Raw genomic sequence first — 17,248 nt, 5'->3', positions numbered from 1 at the left:
CCACGTGGGCTGGGACGGGCGCCGCGTGGCCGCCAGGATGCACAGGCCGAGGGTGAGCAAGCCCACGGCGCCGCCGAAGAGGAGGGTGGCGCGGTAAACCGGTTGGGCGCTAAAGGTCATGCGGAAGTCACCGGAGTGGCCGGCCGGAATGACAAAAGCTTGGGTGGCCGCATCGATCTCGCGCGGGGTTAGCTCTTCCTCGCCTAGGTAGCCGCGCAGGCCCTTATTGAAGGCGCGACCAGTGACCAAGAGGCGATCCTCATCAGCGGCTGCAATCGAGTACCCGGTGGGCTCGGAAGAGCCTGCTGGTTGCCAGCCCTCCTCGCGCAGGCTCACCCACGGCCCCGTGGTGCGCACGCGGTGCGTGCCAGGGCTGAGGGTGAGGGAATCGCCGGGGGAGTAGCGGTGGGCGTCGATAAGCACCGGCTTGGTGGAATCTACCTTTACCCGCATGGGGCGCGGCGCGGTGAAATCGCGGATGAGCACGCCGGTATCCTGCAGCATGCGCTGGAAGAAGAATTGGTGCACATTGGGGGAGGTATCCGGGACGGTCACCACACGCTCGACCGGCTGGCCTTCCACTCCTACCTCCGCGATGCCGGTGCGGTGGGATAGCTCCACGCGGATGGACTCGGTATCGCCGCCGGGAACGCGGACCTCCTGCGAGCGGAAGGGCTGTAAGTCCACGTCTACGGCCGCGCTGCCAGAGCGCACGGTTACCGTGGTGGCGCTGGTGGCCATGAGCTTGAGGCGCGGCTGGGTGAAAGAGCCGCGCAGTTCAATCCACCCGGAGTCATCGCCCGGCGCGGGCCACCAGGCGGTGGAGTTTTCCCCATCTACCGCGGCCGTGGCGGACTTTTTCGGCTGGGCCCCGCCGAAAGCCGTGGCATCGGCGGCCGAGGAGGAAACCGCCACGGAACCGCCGTGGGTTTCTACCTGGGTAAGCGGCCCAGTGGAGGGATAGTCGCGCAGGCGGTTATTCACGTGGCTGGGGTCGTCCGCGGCCAGGGGCGCGGAGATGGGACCATCGAGGGTGCCGTAGTTGCGGTCCGTGAGCGTCGGGGTATCGGTGACGATATCGGCGTCGCGATCGACGAGCTGGCGGGTGGTAGGGGTGGAGTGGGCGTCGAGAAGCGCCAAGGCTTCCCCGCCGCCGGCCACGCGCACTGGCTCTGTCGGCCCTAAGGACATGCCGGCGTGGTTGAGCAGAATGACATCGACCTCACCGAAGCGATGGACCTCGCCGCCAAACTTGCTGGCTAGAGCCTCGTCCTCGCCGGTGAAGAGATCATGGCGCACCATGACCGCGCCGATGCCCAGGCGCTGCAGGGAGCGAACGCCCGTGGCTGGGTCCTCCTTGAGTGCGGCCATCACGCCGTCGAGCCCGCGGATGGCCTCTGGTGGCACGAGCGGAATGGCATCGCGCACGGCCCAGGGGACATTGAGCAGCGGCTGGGCCGGCTCGTCGCGCGTCCATCCCCAGGTCTGCCGGGCAAAGGACGCCTCTGGGTAGATAAGGGTGCGGGTATCGGCAGCATGGGTATTGATAAAGTCCGTAGCCTCGTGCCAGTAGGAGGGCACTTCTTTATAGGCGCCCAGCGGCAGCAAGCGCTGCGACCATGCCGGGGAGACCACCGCGATGCACAGCAGCAGCGTCAGTGCACCCACCGTTTGCCTCTTGGTAGGGCGCAAACTTCTCGGTAGCGGAAGATGGGCGCAGGCGCGCGCCACGCCCAGAAGCAGCGGGATGCGCACCAGCGGATCAAATTTATGCAGGTTGCGCAGCGCGGCCAGCGGTCCATCGAGCGCATCGAGATACCACGCCACCTGGCAGCCCAGCACCGCGATGCCCACCACCAGCATGACGGACCACACGCGCGGCAGCTTGGTGAGCCCGTAGATACCCAAAGCCGCGATGCCCATGGTGACCAGCACAAAGAAAGACTCGGTGGCTAGCTCATAGCCGGCCACGCGCTCGGTATCGACAAACGGCGTCCAGCTCGTGGTTCCGCGCAGGATCTCGGGCAAGTTGAGCCAGCGAGTGGTTACGCGGGCGGATTCGATGAATTCCGTAAACGGCGGGGCATAGCGGCCAAGCACGACGAGCGGGCCGATCCACCACGCCGATACCGCCAGGCAGCCTAAGAGCCAGGCCGCGCCGGGTGTGAAGGCGCGGCGGTAGAGCAGGATTACAGCGGCCGGGATACACGCCGCGATGGTGGCGGTGGCATTGACCGCGCCCATCAGCGCCACGGGGATGGTGGCAGCGGCGGCATCGCGCCAGGTGAGCTTGGCATTGAGGAAGGGCAGGATAACCCACGGCGCGAGCATGACCGGCCAGGTCTCAGAAGAAATGGCGGTCAGCGTAGAAAGCGTGCGCGGCGAGAGCGCGTAGAGCATCGCTGCCACCCAGACCCACCTTCCGCGCAGGCCCACCTTGCAGGCGAGCTTATGGAAGCCGATGAAGCCGACGCTTAAGACCAGTAGCCACCAGAGGCGCTGGGCCACCCAATCGGGCAGGGGCTGGGTTAAAACGAAGAATGGTCCCTGGGGAAAGAGATAGCCATAGGCCTGATTCTGCAGCTGCCCCAGGGTAAAGGTATCCGTATAGGCGCTTAGCGCCCCGCGGAGAAAGTGCAGCGGATCGGCCGCCAGATCATGCTTGGTATCGGCGACCGTCAACCCCCACGGCTGCACGAGGAGGATGAGCGCTAGGGCAAGGATCCCCAGCGGGTAGGGGCGGGCAAGCCGCCCGCGGAGGGTACGCACACCTAGTTGCGGGATCCGTACTCAGGGCCGCCCAAAACCGCATCGGAAGCAGAAACCGCATTGCCTTCCGGCACGGTATCGGTGCCGGAGAATTGTGCGATGCCGATGATGGTGATGACGCCGAGCGCGATGCCCACAACAGCGCTACCGATGGCAGGGCCAAGGGTGCGCTTGTTCAAAGAATCGGTTTCCAGAGCCATGGCTAAAGATACTAGCAGCTATTTAGAAGTATTCTGCCTCATCATCGTCCGCGTCATCCTCGTTTTCCTGCGGCACGATGAAGACGGGAAGGCCGGCGTTGCGCACAATCTGGTCGGCGGTGGAGTTGGTCCACCACGCGCGGAAGCCGGTCAGGGCGCGGGTACCGGTGACGATGACGTCTACGTCCAGCTCATGCGCGGCATCAATGATGGCGGAGGAGATGGTGGTAGCGGATTCCACTAGGTGGGCGCGGCCGGCTAGGCCCAGGCTTTCGGCCAGCTCGATGCCCTGGCGGCAAATCTTTAGCGCCTCTTCATAGGCCGGATCCTCTTCGACGCCATCCGGGGAGACGGTGGACTGGTGTATTCCGGTGCGGCTGACGGCGCGGGCGGTCTGCCGGGCTACCGGCTCCCAGGCGGTGAGGATTTCTACCGTGGTGGGGCGCAGCAGCTGGGCCGCGTACTCGAGGGCGCGGCCGGCTCGTTCGGTGCCATCGTAGGCAATTAGCATTGTCTCGCCGTTACTCATGTCACTAGTCTACCCACCGCTTGCGACAGAACGCGAGGAATATTGCACACTAGAAGGCATGAAAACTCCGCGCATCCTTGCCAGCCTCGCCCTCGTGACGGCCTTGGGCGCCTGCTCTACCTCCACCCAGGAGGACAATGAGAGCCAGGACTCCACCACCGCGGCCGCGTCGAGCTCAGCTGCCGCGACGCACGAGACGCACGAAGAGACGTCGCAGGAAGAGGCCCCGCAGCAGGACATCCGCGCCATGGCTGCCTCGGTGCTGATGCCGCCGGTCACCAACTACGACGACGCTAAGGCCAAGCTGGAGGCCGGTGTGGGCGGAATCTTTATCCCTAGCTGGGCGGATCCAAACCTGCTGCAGGAAGAGGGCCGCGATATTAATGCCCTGCGCCAGGAGGTGGGCCGCGACTTTGAGGTCTCCATCGATTTTGAAGGCGGGCGGGTGCAGCGTTTCTCAGAGATCCTGGGCGAATATCCCGCGCCGCAGCAGATGGCAGCCGAGCGTTCCCCACAAGAGGTGGAGCAGCTTGCGCACGAGATTGGCACGAGCCTCAAGGTGCACGGTATCAACGTGGACTTTGCACCGGTGCTCGACGTCGATGGCAACGGCCTAGAAGTTGTGGGCGATCGATCATTTTCCACCGACCCGGTCCAAGCAGGCGAGTATGGCGCGGCCTTTGCACGCGGGCTGGATTCCGCTGGGGTCAAGGCCGTGTTCAAGCATTTCCCGGGCCACGGCCGCGCCTCTGGTGATACCCACCTGGCCGAGGCCGTTACCCCGCCGTTGAAAGAACTAGAAGGCCACGAGTTCATTCCTTTTAAAACCGCTCTTCCCCAAGCGCCCAATGCCGCGCTCATGATGGGCCACCTCGCCGTGCCCGGCCTGGGTGATGGTCAGACGCCTGCTTCCATCCTGCCGGAAGCCTATGGCCTAGCCCGCGAGACCCTGCAGTACGACGGGCGCATCTATACCGATGACATCGGCGGCATGAAGGCGATTGCGGATTCGCACCCGCTTGCCGACGCCGTCGTGACCTCCCTCAATGCCGGTGCCGACATGCCCCTGTGGTCCACCGAAGGCGACATTAATGCGGTGATCGACGCCGTTGTTGGCGCCGTCGACCAGGGCCGCCTGCCACTCGAACGCCTTGAGGACGCAGCCCGCCATGTCAGCGCTCCCCCGGCCGGCGCTGCACCCGAGCCCGCACAGGACTAGGAAAAATGCCACTAAAACCGTTAACCTTTAAGGCGTGAAAAAGGCAGAAGGAAAAAACGGTGCTAAAGGCTGGCTCATCGCGCTCGGCGTATTGGTCGGCCTTGTCCTAATCGCGGGCATTGCTTATGCCTGGGATGTCGCAGCAAACCAGGACAAGATTCCGCGCGCCGTTTCCGTCAACGGCGTGGATATCTCCGCCATGGATCGCACCGCCGCCGTGGAGAAGCTCGAAGACGAGCTTGCGGACGTAGAAACCGAGCCCGTGAGCGTTACCTCCGGCGACCTGCACACCGATTTCGTTCCCTCCGAGTCGGGCCTCGCCCTGGATAACCAGCGCGCCGTGGACAATATTGAGGAGCCTTCCCTCAATCCTTTTACCCGCCTGTATAGCTTCTTCCGCTCCACCCGGGATATTCCGGTGGAGACCAACGTGGATGAGGCCCAGCTGCAACCGGCCCTGGACCGCGTGAAGAAAGATCTCTCTACCGATCCAGTCGATGGCATGCTGGAGCTCAACAATGGTGAGCTCAAGGTCACCGACCCCAAGCTTGGCCAAACCGTGGATGCCGGCGCCCTGCACAATGCGGTTACGGATAATTGGCTCGATTCCGAGGGCGTAGACGTGGACCCACAAGAGGTAGAACCAGCCATCAATGATGAAGCTATCGAGGCCATGCGCACCGGCGATGCCGCCAAGGCGCTGGATAATCCCATTACCCTGAAGGCCAAGAATAATGTCAGCGCTACCTTGAATAAGCCGGAAATCTCCCAGTTCACCAGCATTGAAAAGAAAGACGGCAAGCTCAAGCTCGCCGTGGATACCAACCGCGCGCAGGAGCTGCTGGCCGAGCGCTCTGAGGGCGCCGATGTCCCCGGCGTAAATGCCAAGATTTCCTTCAACGGCAACGACAAGCAGATCACCCCGTCCGAAGATGGCGAGATCATCGACTGGGAGCCGACCATGAAGGACTTCGACAAGCGCGTGACCGGCGATGACCGCGAGTGGGATGCTACCTACAAGCCGGACCCGGCAGAGTTCACCACCGACGATGCCAAGAAGGCGACCTTCAACGACACCGTGGGCGAGTTCACCACTGAGGGCTACTCCGCTGCCTCCGGCAAGAATATCGAGCTGGTGGCCCAACAGGTCAACGGCGCCGTGGTCAACCCGGGCGAGACCTTCTCCCTCAACGGCCACACGGGCCCCCGTGGCACGGCGCAGGGCTACGTTGAGTCCGGCATCATTATCGATGGCCACTCCGGCTCCGCCGTGGGTGGCGGCATCTCCCAGTTCGCCACCACCTTGTACAACGCTGCCTATTTTGCGGGCATGGAAGACACCGCCCACACCCCGCACTCGTACTACATTTCCCGCTACCCCGCCGGCCGCGAGGCCACCGTGTACGAGGGCGCCATCGACCTGCAGTTCACTAATACCTTCAATACCCCGGTCCGCATCGAGACCGACTTTGGTGGCGGCAAGATCACCGTGCGCCTGAAGGGCACTAAGACCGTCGACGTTGAGTCTGTGAACAACGGCCGCTGGGCCAAGACGGAGCCGCAGCGCAAGTCGGTGAGCGAGGATTGCTCGCCGTCGTCTGGCGCGCCGGGCTTCACCACCTCGGATACCCGCGTGATCAAGGACCTCTCCGGCAAGGAGATCTCCCGGGAGACCACCACCACGGTCTACGACCCGCAGCCCATCGTTACCTGCGGTTAAGCCATGACCCGGCCGATGCACACCGCGGTGAAGGACCCGGCGGACATCGATCAGCTGGCCCAGCACCCGGTTGCCTTCCGCCGCGTCGCCGGCCTGTTTCGCCCGCACCGCGGCACGCTGTTGCTGGTGGTGGCACTCATCATCGCCACCTCCGGGCTGACGGTGGTGCAGCCTTTCCTGGTGCGCCGCACCGTGGATGAGGCCATTCCTGAACACGACACCGCGCTGCTGCTGTGGCTCGTCGGCGGCATGCTGGCCATCACCGTGGTCTCCCAGGCCATCGGCGTTATCCAGTCCTTTCTGTCGGCGCGGGTGGGGCACACCATCATGCACGAGCTGCGCACGCAGGTCTTTGCCAACCTGCAGCGCCAGTCGCTGCAGTTCTTTACCAATAACCGCGGCGGTGAGATTCAGTCGCGCCTGACCAATGACATCGCGGCGATGCGCGGCATGGTGACCACAACCGCGACATCCGTGGCCAGCAACCTCACCATGACTGTGGCTACGTTGGTGGCGATGGTGGCGCTTTCGCCTACCCTCTCGCTTTTGTCCCTGGTGGTACTGCCGCCTGCAGTGTGGCTGACCCGCCGCGCCGCCGTTCTGCGCCGCAGCCTCATGGAGAAAAACAGCCGCGCGCAGGCGACGCTGCAGCAGACCATTTCGGAGAACCTGTCCGTGTCCGGCATGCGCCTGGCGGCCACGCTGGGTGCGCAGGAGCGCGTCTATGACGGCTTTGAGAAAACCTCCCGCTCCCTCATCCGTTTGGAGCTGGAATCGCAGTTGGCCGGGCGCTGGCGCATGGCGCTGACGCAAATCATCTTCGGCGTGATGCCGGCCCTGATTTACCTGGCGGCCGGCTTGCGCCCGGGCATTACGATTGGCACGCTCATCGCCTTTTCCACCCTGCAGACCCAGATCTTCCGTCCCATTACCGGCCTGCTCAACGTGGGCGCGCAGTGGGTGGCGTCGATGGCGCTGTTTAGCCGCATCTTCGAGTACCTGGACCTGGAGCCCGAACTCACCGAGGCCACCCAGCCCGCCCAGCTTGCCGACGCCTCCCTCACCCTCCAGCACGTCTCCTACCGCTACCCCGGCACCGACACCGACGCGCTTTCCGACGTCTCCCTTTCCATCCCCGCCCACACCACCACCGCGCTAGTGGGGCATACCGGGTCCGGCAAGTCCACGGTGGCCGCACTTTTTGCGCGCCTTGCCGATCCGACCGAAGGCACCGTGCACCTGGGCGGGGTCGACCTGCGCGATATTCCACCTGAGCAGCGCGCGGAGGTCATTGGCGTGGTCTCCCAGGAGACCTACCTGATTCACGGCACGGTGCGGGAGAACCTCCTCTTCGCGCAGCCGAATGCGAGTGAGGAACAGATGTGGGCGGCGCTTAACGCCGCGCGCGTGGACGAGGTCATCGCCGCGCTGCCGGAAGGTCTGGACACAGTGGTGGGCTCGCGCGGCTACCGCTTCTCCGGCGGTGAGCAGCAGCGCCTTTCGCTTGCCCGCACGTTGCTGCGCCAACCACGGGTGCTCATCTTGGATGAGGCCACCTCCGCCCTCGACAACGAGACGGAGCGCGCCATCCAGGAGGCAGTGCTTGGCGCGAATGCTACCCGCTTGGTCATCGCCCACCGCCTGTCCACTATCCGCGATGCCGACCAGATCATCGTCCTCGACGCTGGCCGCGTGGTCGAGCGCGGCACCCACGCCGAGCTGCTTGCGTGCGGCGGTGCCTATGCGGCGCTTCTTCGTGCTGTCGACGAGGCTCAGAGTACGTAGAGAGCTCTTGTCAGGAATCTTAACGCTATTAACTCTTTGGTACGTGGGCTGTTGAAGGCTGAGAATCTAAATGAGTTCAGGGTACCTTGAGCGCTCTTGGTGACGCTTCCTTTTATGGGTCATCAAAGGGGATGTTCTACCTGGTGGTATTGGCAGCATATATGGTTCGTTTCGTCGTCGTTGGAAGGTGCTCTCTGGGAAGCTACTCTCCTGCGTGAAGCTTGCATTCTATGTAACGGGTGTAAAATCGAGCAGGCTTACCCCCTTAAAGGGGCAATGTGTTCAGTTTCACACAAAACTAGATGACGTCTCGAAAGCATTAGTTGAACTGCAGAAGGAGTCTTCACGTTTGGGTGGACCGTGCGGATTCTTGAGAAGTTTAGCCGGTTTTGCGGGGGAGGAGCTTTAGTCGGGGACTTTGCCCAACACGCTGGGGTAGAATCTAGTTATGTAATCCACAGGCTATCGTTAGTTAAGGTTGGGGCCTGCGTAGACGTTTCCACCTGAAAACTACTCCTACTCTCGGCAGGCGAAAGATTCTTAGCAACGAGTCAGGTCATGGTGCGTGAACCGTGGGGAATGGATTGCACACAGCCAATGAGGCGCGGTGCCTCATTTCAGAACTCGTGTAAAGGACCAGTTTCCGTGAACAAGATCTCTCGTACCGCTCGTTCAGTTGCCTTCGCTGCTATCGCCGGACTCGCTTTGGGCGTTTCCGCTCCGGGTGCACTGGCCCAGGAGAACCCTGGCGCTGAGCAGGGGGCCGTGAACAAAGCAAACATCGATTTCACTAAGAAGGGTTCGATCACCCTCTTCAAGAAGAAGGGTGCCGAGACCAATAGTCGGGCCACTGGTAAGGAAATGGCGGGCGTTCCGGGTGAGGCTCTGCCTGGTGTGACCTACAAAATCACCAAGCTTGATTACGACCTGCAGAACGGTGATTGGGCGACGTTCCCGAAGACCGCTGCCGATGCCAAGGGTCACGAAACCACAACGACTTTTGGGTTGACCACTGGTGACGACGGCAAGGTGGCCTTCGAAAACTTGGACTTGGGTATCTACTTGGTAGAAGAGACGAAGGCCCCGGACGGCATCGTTACTGGCGCTCCGTTCATCGTGTCGGTGCCGATGGTCAATGAGGCTTCCGATGCCTGGAACTACGACGTCATCGCGTACCCGAAGAACGCGGAAACCAAGACCGAGAAGACTGTCAAGGATGCAGATCAGAACATCCAGGACGCGTACACCTACACCATCAACGCGGATGCTCCGACCTGGGGTGCGGGTAAGAGCCTGACCGCCTTCCGCTTCGAGGATCAGCTGGACCAGCGTTTGGACTTCCAGAAGGTCACCGAGGTCAAGGCTGGAGAGACCGCTCTGGGTGCCGGTGACTACGAGGTCAACAATCCGGCTGAGAACGGAAACAAGCTCGTCGTTAAGCTGACCGACCAGGGCCTTGCCAAGGTTAAGTCCGGTGACAAGATGTCTCTGACCTTCGAGGTCAAGCGCAAGGAAGTGGGCGACAGCACTGAGCTGAAGAACCAGGCTGACGTCATCTTCAACAACCCGAACACCGGCAACGAGGTCAAGAACAAGACCAATGAGGTCGTGACCTATCACGGCAAGCTCAAGGTTGTTAAGAAGGACGGCAAGGAAGCCGACAAGGTCCTGGAAGGCGCTGTGTTTGAGCTCTATCAGTGCACCTCGGCCTCCGAGCTGGGTTCCAAGATCAAGATTGGTAACGCAGAGAATTGGACCACCGGCGCTGACGGTACCTTCACCATCGATGGCCTGCACGTCACCGACTTCGAGGACAACAAGGAAGCACCGGCTACCAAGAGGTTCTGTCTGAAGGAGACCAAGGCTCCGGCCGGCTACGCGCTGCCGGAGAAAGACGTTACTGAGATTGACTTCACCCGCGACAAGATCGCGGAGATTGGTGAACTGAACGGTGACGACAAGATTACCCTCGTGTCCGAGATCGACAACATTAAGCAGGACACCCCGAACCTGCCGATGACCGGTGGCGCCGGTGTGGGCATCCTGGCTGCTATTGGCGCAGCGATTGTTGCTGCTGGTGCTTGGTTCGCTCGTCGTACCGCGCGCAACTAATAGCCGGGCATAGTTCCGGTGGCGCAGACTGTCCATGATGGTTTGCGCTGCGGGTCGGGTAATCAAAATATGGTGCTCGACCCAGTGAGGGGACTGGGCTAGGTATAGACTTCAGTCCCCTTCATTCTCTTTCGTTGTAATCCCGGTCGCGCTGCGCTAGCGCGTGGGACATTCTTTTGGGTGGTGCGGGTCGTTGACTACGGTGGTAGGCCAAAATGCAGGCCGACGGCACAGGCGCCGTGGAGGCCTAGTCCTTCCGGCGGTAGTCGTTGTCGTCGGGTTGTTGGTGATGCTGTACCCAGTGGTCTCGACCGCATGGAACAATTGGAACGCCTCGAGGGTGGCGCAGGAATATGCGCGACTGGATAAAGCGACACCGGCGCAGGTTCAGGATTCGGTTTGGGATGCTGCGCATGCATACAACGAGGAGCATACGTCGGGTCCGATTCTGGATCCGTGGCTGAACCGTATCGGGGTAGACAATCCCGACTATGAGGCTTATCTGAAGCAGTTGGGCGAGAACGAAGCGATGGCTCGACTCGTGTTCCCAGCGGTGGACGTTGATTTACCGGTGTTTCACGGCACCGCGGATAAGACACTGCAGCGTGGACTGGGACATTTATATGGTTCTGATTTGCCGGTAGGCGGATCAGGAACCCACTCCGTCATTACGGGGCATACGGGTCTGGCAAATTCGACGATGTTTGATCACCTCGACTCTGCCACCGAGGGAGACGTGTTCTACATCCAGGTTGCTGGCCACAAATTGAAGTACGTCGTCGACAGCATTCAAGTGGTTCTGCCGAGTGAAGTTGATGGTCTACGGCCAGTCGCCGATCAGGATTACGTCACGCTGATTACGTGCACCCCGTACGGGATCAACACGCATCGCTTGCTGGTGCGTGGCCATCAGGTTCCTATGGAGCCTGGGGAGGAGTCGGTGTTTGAAAACTCCCATGGTCCGGGCTGGCAATGGTGGATGTACGCGCTGTTGGCTGCGGTGATTGTCATTGGGTGTTGGCTGGTGTGGTGGCTGCGTCGCCAGAAGGCGGCTACCGGGGTGCAAGAAGTTATTAATAAGGAAAGTAGCGTGCGGGAGTAAGGCGATGAAGAGGTTGACAAATGCATGGTCGGCCCGAGTGGTTGCCGTCGGAGTAGCGTGTGCGGTTGCGTTCGCAGGGCCGGGCGTCGTTGCTGCAGAAGCGGTGCAGGTTGCCGGGCAGCAGTCCACTGGTGCGGAACGCACTTCGGCTACGGATACAGTGACAATCCGGCTGACACAAGGCAATCCCAACGACGATGGCCAGCCGCCCTCGGGAAAAATCCAAGGTGTCACAATTCATCTGGACCGGCTTGCCGGCTTGGACCCGACCAACGCTGACGACGCAGCCCGCGTACGGAACGCGAATCTCGACGAGGTTCGTGATTGGCGCACCGATGTGCACGTGGATCTGGTCACCAATGCCAATGGCGAGGTGACGTTTGATGGTCTAGCTCATGGCTTCTATGTGGTGACGTCTACAGCGCCGGATGATTCCTACCGAGAGATAAACCCGTTTGTGGTGGCGGTTCCATTCCACACGGTGGTAGATAACCCGAAACCAGTACCAGGAGTAATCGTGGCTAAGACCCACAAACCGGGTGAAACGCCGACGCCACCCACGTCGTCATCTGCTCCGAGCGCTCCGCCGTCACGCCCGGATACCCCGCAAACACCTCCGAACTATCCACCGACTAAACCAGGGAAGCCACCTCACCAACCCGAGACAACGCCGCCGGGTACTCCAAGTGCCGGTAAGACCTCAACCCCAGTAACGTCGTCGGGCAATGGTGGCTCATTGGCGATGACCGGTGCACAGGTAATCGGTGTAGTAGCCGCAGCGTTGGCATTGATTGCCACTGGTTTCGTGATGATTGCCTTTAGCCGTAGGAAGAATTCAGAAAGCGAGGGACGCTAATGTCCTGGACAGATTCTCATCCGGTCGAGCCGGTTGTGTACCGCTGGCGTGCTCTTGCGGCGTTCATTGCTGCACTGGCTCTCGTTGTTGGTGTTGCTGCACCGGCTGCTCTGCCCGGAATCGTTGGTGCCGTAGCCGAAGCACAAACCACAACCCTGCGCACCAAGCTCGATTCCGCAGACCAACTGAGCCTGACTGTTGGCGACTCCGCAACATTTGAAGGCCACTTTGTTGACGCCGGAACCGTGGAGGAGTTGGAATTCACTGTTGAGACTGCAGGACTGGAGTTCGACGGCTCGGCCTACACACTGACTATCGACGGCGAAGTGATCCCCGTCCGCGAAGGAGACAACCTCGTTGTAAAATCAACCAGTTCTTCAGTGACTTTCCGAATCGCTGGCCTTTCTACTGACGTGCCAGCAGGGGCAGCTTTCTCACTGAAGATCCCAGCGGTCGCAGAGGAATCCGAACTGAGCGGGATGTCCGTCGACGTGCGTGGAGTAGCCGAGGAGACTACCAGCACGTCATCACCTGAATCCAGCGAAGCCTTAGAAGCCCCTTCGGAGGTGACTGAGCCGCTTGATATTGCTGACGTTGACGCGGCCCCAGCCCGTCTGATGGCGGCGCCGAACATTACCCCGTACGCTGCAGGCGACCGCACCATCACGATGGTAAACGATGGATACGTGCTCAAGGGAAGCCGCTATATCCCGAACTTTAAGATTCCGGCCGGTGAGCTTTTTGGCGGCCAGCTGTCCATTCCGCAAGGCACGGTGGTTACCCTCAAATCCAGCGTTAACAGTTATTTATCGACTAACCCTGATGACCTGACGATCTATTACACCGGTGCCAACGGAGGTTGGTATGAGGCGAAGGTGACCTACAAAAGGATTAGCGCCAAGGAATACCAAGTCATCCTGCCGCAGATTACTATTGGTGGCACCGCACAGATTCAGTTTAAGGGTGTTCACCGCGGGCCAGCCGATACAGTGTTTACAGCTTCCTTCACCGTTCCTGCGAAAGAGGAGTGCCAAGATCCGGTTACAAGCAGACAGCCAAAGCGCGATCTCACCCCAGCTGAATTTGCCGACGGTAGCCCTGTCTACGTTGTAACCAGTGAACCTAAGGATCTTCGCCGAGACACTTCCATTCTGAGCCGTCAAGTCAACCAAGGCCGAGACTTTCGCCAGGTGGGAGAGTCCACTCCCTGGGTATACAATGCTCTAGCCTTTGATTCGAGTGATAACTGGCTTTATGCGGTAAGCCAGATTCGCGGTCAAAATGGTGATCCCTGCTACCCTGCAGGAAATCTCCTGCAGATCAATCCGGCAACCGGTGAAGTATATAATCTTGGGCCTATTTTAAAGGCCGGAAGTACCGGTACCCCGTTTGAAACGAGCGGCGACCGGGATCTCCTCAACGCTGGCGTGTACACCAGCGAGGGATTCTTTGTGGGCAACACGTCCACTTCTGGTAGCCGTCACTTTTATAAGGTCGACGTCGACAAAGTCACGGCTCAACGCGTGCTAGGAAGCCAGAAGTCCTACTCGGAGGACTGGGCGGTGCTCCCGCAAGCCCAGAAGTATATGTGGGGTTTCCAGAGTAAGGCTCAGGCAGGCGACAAGCTTATCCTTGAACGCATTGACACACAGACCGGCGACATCAGGACCTGGGATCTCACCGGCATCAAGACCTTGGATGGGCGCACGATCTCGAACCCCTCTGCTTCTTGGGGCAAGGCGTGGACCTACTCCAATGGAAACCTGGGTTTTGGCTCGGGTAGTGCGAATGCGAATCAGCTGGGCTTTGAGCTAAAGATCACCAACCCAGATGATGATAGCCCGAAGTTCGAGCTGGTCAACATAATGAACAACCTGCCTGCTTCATTTAACACGGACGCGGCCTCCGACCTAGTTCCGCCGCCGCCAGCGCTGCAATCAAACATTGCGGTGAAGAAGCAACGCTCCGAGACCAAGGTGGTGGACGGTGAGGTGCGGACTTTTTGGACTATCTCCGTGGAAAACACCACGGATAACACCAGTTCGGGCGGCACATTCTGGGAATACCTACCAACGGATACTCACTATGGAGTGAACGCTTCCGGTCCCACTGCGAAATTCGAGGGCTTTGGTCCGGGATCTACCGTGGTCAACGGCCGTGGTCCGGGGCCCAATGAGATCAAACCTGAGAGCGGCATTTACGCCGGGATGGACGTGCCGTCAGCCACAAGTGGTGAGGTGGGGTACATGAAGGGTTACGTGGGTACCCTTCCCGGACACGCGAAGGTAGAGTATGTCGTCTCTGCGCCGGTGCGAAAAGATGAGAACGGCAACCTCAAGACGGTGTGTAGTCCCAACAAGGTGGCCTTCCAGGCCACGGACGGGGAGTCTAGCCCGGCTGAAGATGACAACGTCGCTACTGAAGCCTGTTTCAATAAGGTTGCCGTCGACAGCACACCGCAACCTGTTCCTGGTGCAGCGAATGAATATACCGCGAAGTACAACGTCGTAGTTGAGGCACCGGACGCACCTGGCTTCGACACCAACGACGTGATCTACGGCAAGCTCACGGACACCCCGAAGTTCGTTGGTGCTGCCACGGTGACTGGAGCCACTGTGGTCTTCAAGGATGAGTTCAACAGGACCAGTCAGCCGCAGTCGTACCTGGGCGCCGGTCCGTACGAACTCAACAAGAATGACACTCCGAAGATCATTAAACCTAAATCCAAGGGTGTTGGCGGAAGTACAGGGCAGCATGTCTACGAGGTGACGGTGCGTTTCAAGCTGGATCGTTCAAAGCTGGACAGCACCTCTGTACCCGCCGGGTACCCGAGCCAACCTGCAGGAAACACCCGCTGCTACACCAAGGATGGCCTGCACGAGCCCAACTTTGGACTCATGAACGAGGCAGAAATAGGCGGCTGGAAGGATACTGACTGTATCCCGCTGGAGACCAAGGAAACTATGGACGTCCTGCTCGAAAAGGCGAGCTATAATCCGGACAACCCGGACGAGATCCAAACCGACGGGTTGCTTGGCGGCGCGCAGTTCACCGTCCACCGCGGTGATGCTAACGGCAACCTGAAGCTAAACGCGGATGGCAGCGTCAACGCTGATGCTAACCCCGTGGTGAAGCAGTCCACGACCACCACCACAGGCCGCGTCAAGCTCGAAGGCTTGGACGCCCCTGGCGTTTATTACCTCATCGAGACCAAGGCACCGAACGGCTATAATCTGCTGCCCGCGCCGATCAAGTTCTCGACGGAGTGGGATCAGAATGGCAATGCAGTCATCAAGGTGCTCTCCGGGGGGACCGCGATCACCAGTAATAGGTGCGCTGAATCTGACACCTCTGCCAACTGTGTGAAGAAAATCGGCGTCCTTCAGGTCGCTGACATCACCAAGGGTGCACTGCCCAAGACCGGTGGTGAGGGCGTAGGCCTGTGGGCGCTCGCTGGTGGCGCGATTGTCGCGGCAGGGTGCCTCGCTTTGCGACGCCGCTGGGCATAGAACCACCGCTTGCCGCAACTTTAGAAAAGGCCCGCTTTTCCAATAACCAGGGAAGGGCGGGCCTTATTGCATGCTCATTGTCGGTTAGGAGTCCTGCGGGTCGTCGTCAAGCGCGGCGCCCTTGCCGTTGCCCACATATTTGCGCCACCAGTAGATGAGAAGAAGCACGATGATGGCAGCGGCAGCCAGAATGGCCCACATCCACCACTGCCAGTGAATACCAGAGCTGTTGAATGCGGCCTCGTCTTCCGGATCCATTGGCACTCGGTGGCCGGTGACGAGCAAGCGGTGGGTATTTACACCGTAGGGGGTGCAGGTAATGAGCGTAACGAGGTCCTGGCCTGGCTCACGGTGGAGCGAGCTGGTGTCCGCAGGCTCGACGACCCGAATATCGTGCACCTCGTACTTGAGCTTCTCGCCGCCGGCGGCGATGTAGAAAGCATCGCCCTTCTTGACCTTGGTGAGGTTGTCCCACAGCGTGGCATTTTGTAGGCCAGTGTGAGCGGAAAGTGCTGCGTGCCGGCCCTCTCCACCACCGACGCCGCCGACAGGTAGGTCCGTGCCGTAGAGGTGGCCAGCGCCGCGGGAGAGTGCTTTTTCTGAGGTGCCATGATAAATGGGCAGATCGGAATCGATGGAGGGGATAACAATGCGGCCCATGGCATCGGTCTCCGACAGCACAGACAGGTATTGGCGGTAGCGCTGGTACTTGGGGGAGTCTTCGTCATCGGTGGTGGTCCAAGCGTCTTCCACACTGATTTGGCCCAGCTGCGCGTTGTAAGACTGCGCCTCGTCCCACGCGGTGTGCAGTACCTCAGGCGGGGCTTGCTTTTCCAGCTTGGCGTATTCCTCCGCGGCGCGGGATTGGGTGTGGTTGTTCCACTGCGTGGCCACGACGGGGTAGAGCAAGACACCGAGGCCGACGAGGATCAGAATTAACGCAATGATGGCGTTGGGGTTGACGCGCTTCTTCTTGGGTGCGTCGATGATTTCCGCTGGTTCGTGCTTGCCCATTGTGTCCTGCCTGTGGGGTTTGTGACCGCACGCCCTGGTACTGACGTGGGGGTAGTTTTTGAATCTCAGGCTAGGGAAGATGTAGCTCTGAGAGAAAACGTGTCTGTCTAGTCGCCGATAACAAAGCACAGGGCTTCATACCGATTCAGAGTTGCCTCGTCGATGACCAAGATTTGATCAACCGCGCGCTGTTCGTGGAGCTCATCGATTGTGCGGGGCGCAAGATCTTGAAGTACATGCTCACGCTCAGCGCGAAGATCCGCTGTGGTTTTAGGCGTGAAGATAGGGGCTGTCATGGTCCATCCTGTAGGTATGAAATTAGTCCATGAAATGGGAAAACAAGTGGAGCCGACGACGGGAATCGAACCCGCGCTAGCAGCTTGGGAAGCTGCAGTTCTACCATTAAACTACGTCGGCACTGCGCGTTTGTACG

General features: G+C 60.3%; 12 protein-coding genes and 1 tRNA gene. 7 read left to right on the top strand and 6 right to left on the bottom strand.

Annotated features, from left to right (window positions below; translation table 11 throughout):
- From CORTU0001_RS09585 to CORTU0001_RS09575, 3 genes are all read right to left on the bottom strand, one after another.
- Positions 1-2,769, bottom strand: a 2,769-nt coding sequence (locus tag CORTU0001_RS09585) for an alpha-(1->3)-arabinofuranosyltransferase domain-containing protein (RefSeq protein WP_005329426.1), incomplete at its 3' end; no start/stop codon positions are given.
- A gap of 2 nt (positions 2,770-2,771) precedes the next feature.
- On the bottom strand, positions 2,772-2,969 hold the full coding sequence (locus CORTU0001_RS09580; protein WP_005325448.1) for a DUF2613 domain-containing protein: 198 nt from the start codon (positions 2,967-2,969) through the stop codon (positions 2,772-2,774).
- Between the two features lie 22 nt (positions 2,970-2,991).
- Complete coding sequence (locus CORTU0001_RS09575; RefSeq protein ID WP_005329423.1) at positions 2,992-3,498, bottom strand: universal stress protein; 507 nt, start codon at positions 3,496-3,498, stop codon at positions 2,992-2,994.
- Positions 3,499-3,556: 58 nt separating this feature from the next.
- Here CORTU0001_RS09575 and CORTU0001_RS09570 point away from each other — a divergent pair, with 58 nt between their 5' ends.
- The 7 genes from CORTU0001_RS09570 to CORTU0001_RS09545 all read left to right on the top strand — a co-directional run bounded on the left by CORTU0001_RS09570 (position 3,557) and on the right by CORTU0001_RS09545 (position 15,801).
- A complete protein-coding gene (locus CORTU0001_RS09570) occupies positions 3,557-4,717 on the top strand; it encodes a glycoside hydrolase family 3 N-terminal domain-containing protein (RefSeq protein WP_005329421.1) in 1,161 nt (386 codons plus the stop codon).
- Between the two features lie 34 nt (positions 4,718-4,751).
- Complete coding sequence (locus CORTU0001_RS09565) at positions 4,752-6,437, top strand: VanW family protein (RefSeq protein ID WP_005329420.1); 1,686 nt, start codon at positions 4,752-4,754, stop codon at positions 6,435-6,437.
- A 3-nt stretch (positions 6,438-6,440) separates the two neighbouring features.
- Positions 6,441-8,222 (top strand): ABC transporter ATP-binding protein, encoded by a 1,782-nt coding sequence (locus CORTU0001_RS09560; protein ID WP_005329418.1) that lies wholly within the window; start codon positions 6,441-6,443, stop codon positions 8,220-8,222.
- 645 nt (positions 8,223-8,867) lie between these two features.
- Positions 8,868-10,334 carry a SpaH/EbpB family LPXTG-anchored major pilin gene (locus tag CORTU0001_RS09555; protein ID WP_005329416.1) on the top strand — a complete coding sequence of 489 codons (1,467 nt, stop codon included), beginning with the start codon at positions 8,868-8,870 and terminating at the stop codon, positions 10,332-10,334.
- A gap of 193 nt (positions 10,335-10,527) precedes the next feature.
- Positions 10,528-11,436 carry a class C sortase gene (locus CORTU0001_RS09550; protein ID WP_425265841.1) on the top strand — a complete coding sequence of 303 codons (909 nt, stop codon included), beginning with the start codon at positions 10,528-10,530 and terminating at the stop codon, positions 11,434-11,436.
- Between the two features lie 4 nt (positions 11,437-11,440).
- Complete coding sequence (locus CORTU0001_RS11555; RefSeq protein WP_083312490.1) at positions 11,441-12,292, top strand: SpaA isopeptide-forming pilin-related protein; 852 nt, start codon at positions 11,441-11,443, stop codon at positions 12,290-12,292.
- The gene (locus tag CORTU0001_RS09545) at positions 12,292-15,801 is read left to right on the top strand and encodes a DUF6923 family protein (protein WP_005329410.1); all 3,510 of its coding nucleotides are present in this window, start codon (positions 12,292-12,294) and stop codon (positions 15,799-15,801) included. Before CORTU0001_RS11555 ends, CORTU0001_RS09545 begins: the two co-directional genes overlap by 1 nt.
- 84 nt (positions 15,802-15,885) lie before the next feature.
- Here CORTU0001_RS09545 and CORTU0001_RS09540 read toward each other — a convergent pair whose 3' ends face one another.
- From CORTU0001_RS09540 to CORTU0001_RS09530, 3 genes are all read right to left on the bottom strand, one after another.
- Complete coding sequence (locus tag CORTU0001_RS09540; protein ID WP_005329407.1) at positions 15,886-16,815, bottom strand: class C sortase; 930 nt, start codon at positions 16,813-16,815, stop codon at positions 15,886-15,888.
- A 107-nt stretch (positions 16,816-16,922) separates the two neighbouring features.
- Positions 16,923-17,111: a hypothetical protein gene (locus tag CORTU0001_RS09535; protein ID WP_005325457.1), complete on the bottom strand. Its 189-nt coding sequence runs from the start codon at positions 17,109-17,111 to the stop codon at positions 16,923-16,925.
- A 47-nt stretch (positions 17,112-17,158) separates the two neighbouring features.
- Positions 17,159-17,232, bottom strand: a tRNA-Gly gene (locus CORTU0001_RS09530).
- Positions 17,233-17,248: the final 16 nt, after the last annotated feature.

The organism is Corynebacterium tuberculostearicum SK141, from assembly GCF_000175635.1.
GTDB classification, from domain to species: domain Bacteria; phylum Actinomycetota; class Actinomycetes; order Mycobacteriales; family Mycobacteriaceae; genus Corynebacterium; species Corynebacterium tuberculostearicum_C.
Note: the sequence above shows the minus strand (reverse complement) of the source record. Positions and strands in the feature narration are given on the sequence as shown.

Coding starts and splice junctions, on each gene's coding strand:
- CORTU0001_RS09540 (WP_005329407.1), bottom strand. CDS start 16,815: ATGGGCAAGCACGAACCAGCGGAAATCATCGACGCACCCAAGAAGAAG.
- CORTU0001_RS09580 (WP_005325448.1), bottom strand. CDS start 2,969: ATGGCTCTGGAAACCGATTCTTTGAACAAGCGCACCCTTGGCCCTGCC.
- CORTU0001_RS09545 (WP_005329410.1), top strand. CDS start 12,292: ATGTCCTGGACAGATTCTCATCCGGTCGAGCCGGTTGTGTACCGCTGG.
- CORTU0001_RS09575 (WP_005329423.1), bottom strand. CDS start 3,498: ATGAGTAACGGCGAGACAATGCTAATTGCCTACGATGGCACCGAACGA.
- CORTU0001_RS11555 (WP_083312490.1), top strand. CDS start 11,441: ATGAAGAGGTTGACAAATGCATGGTCGGCCCGAGTGGTTGCCGTCGGA.
- CORTU0001_RS09570 (WP_005329421.1), top strand. CDS start 3,557: ATGAAAACTCCGCGCATCCTTGCCAGCCTCGCCCTCGTGACGGCCTTG.
- CORTU0001_RS09535 (WP_005325457.1), bottom strand. CDS start 17,111: ATGACAGCCCCTATCTTCACGCCTAAAACCACAGCGGATCTTCGCGCT.
- CORTU0001_RS09560 (WP_005329418.1), top strand. CDS start 6,441: ATGACCCGGCCGATGCACACCGCGGTGAAGGACCCGGCGGACATCGAT.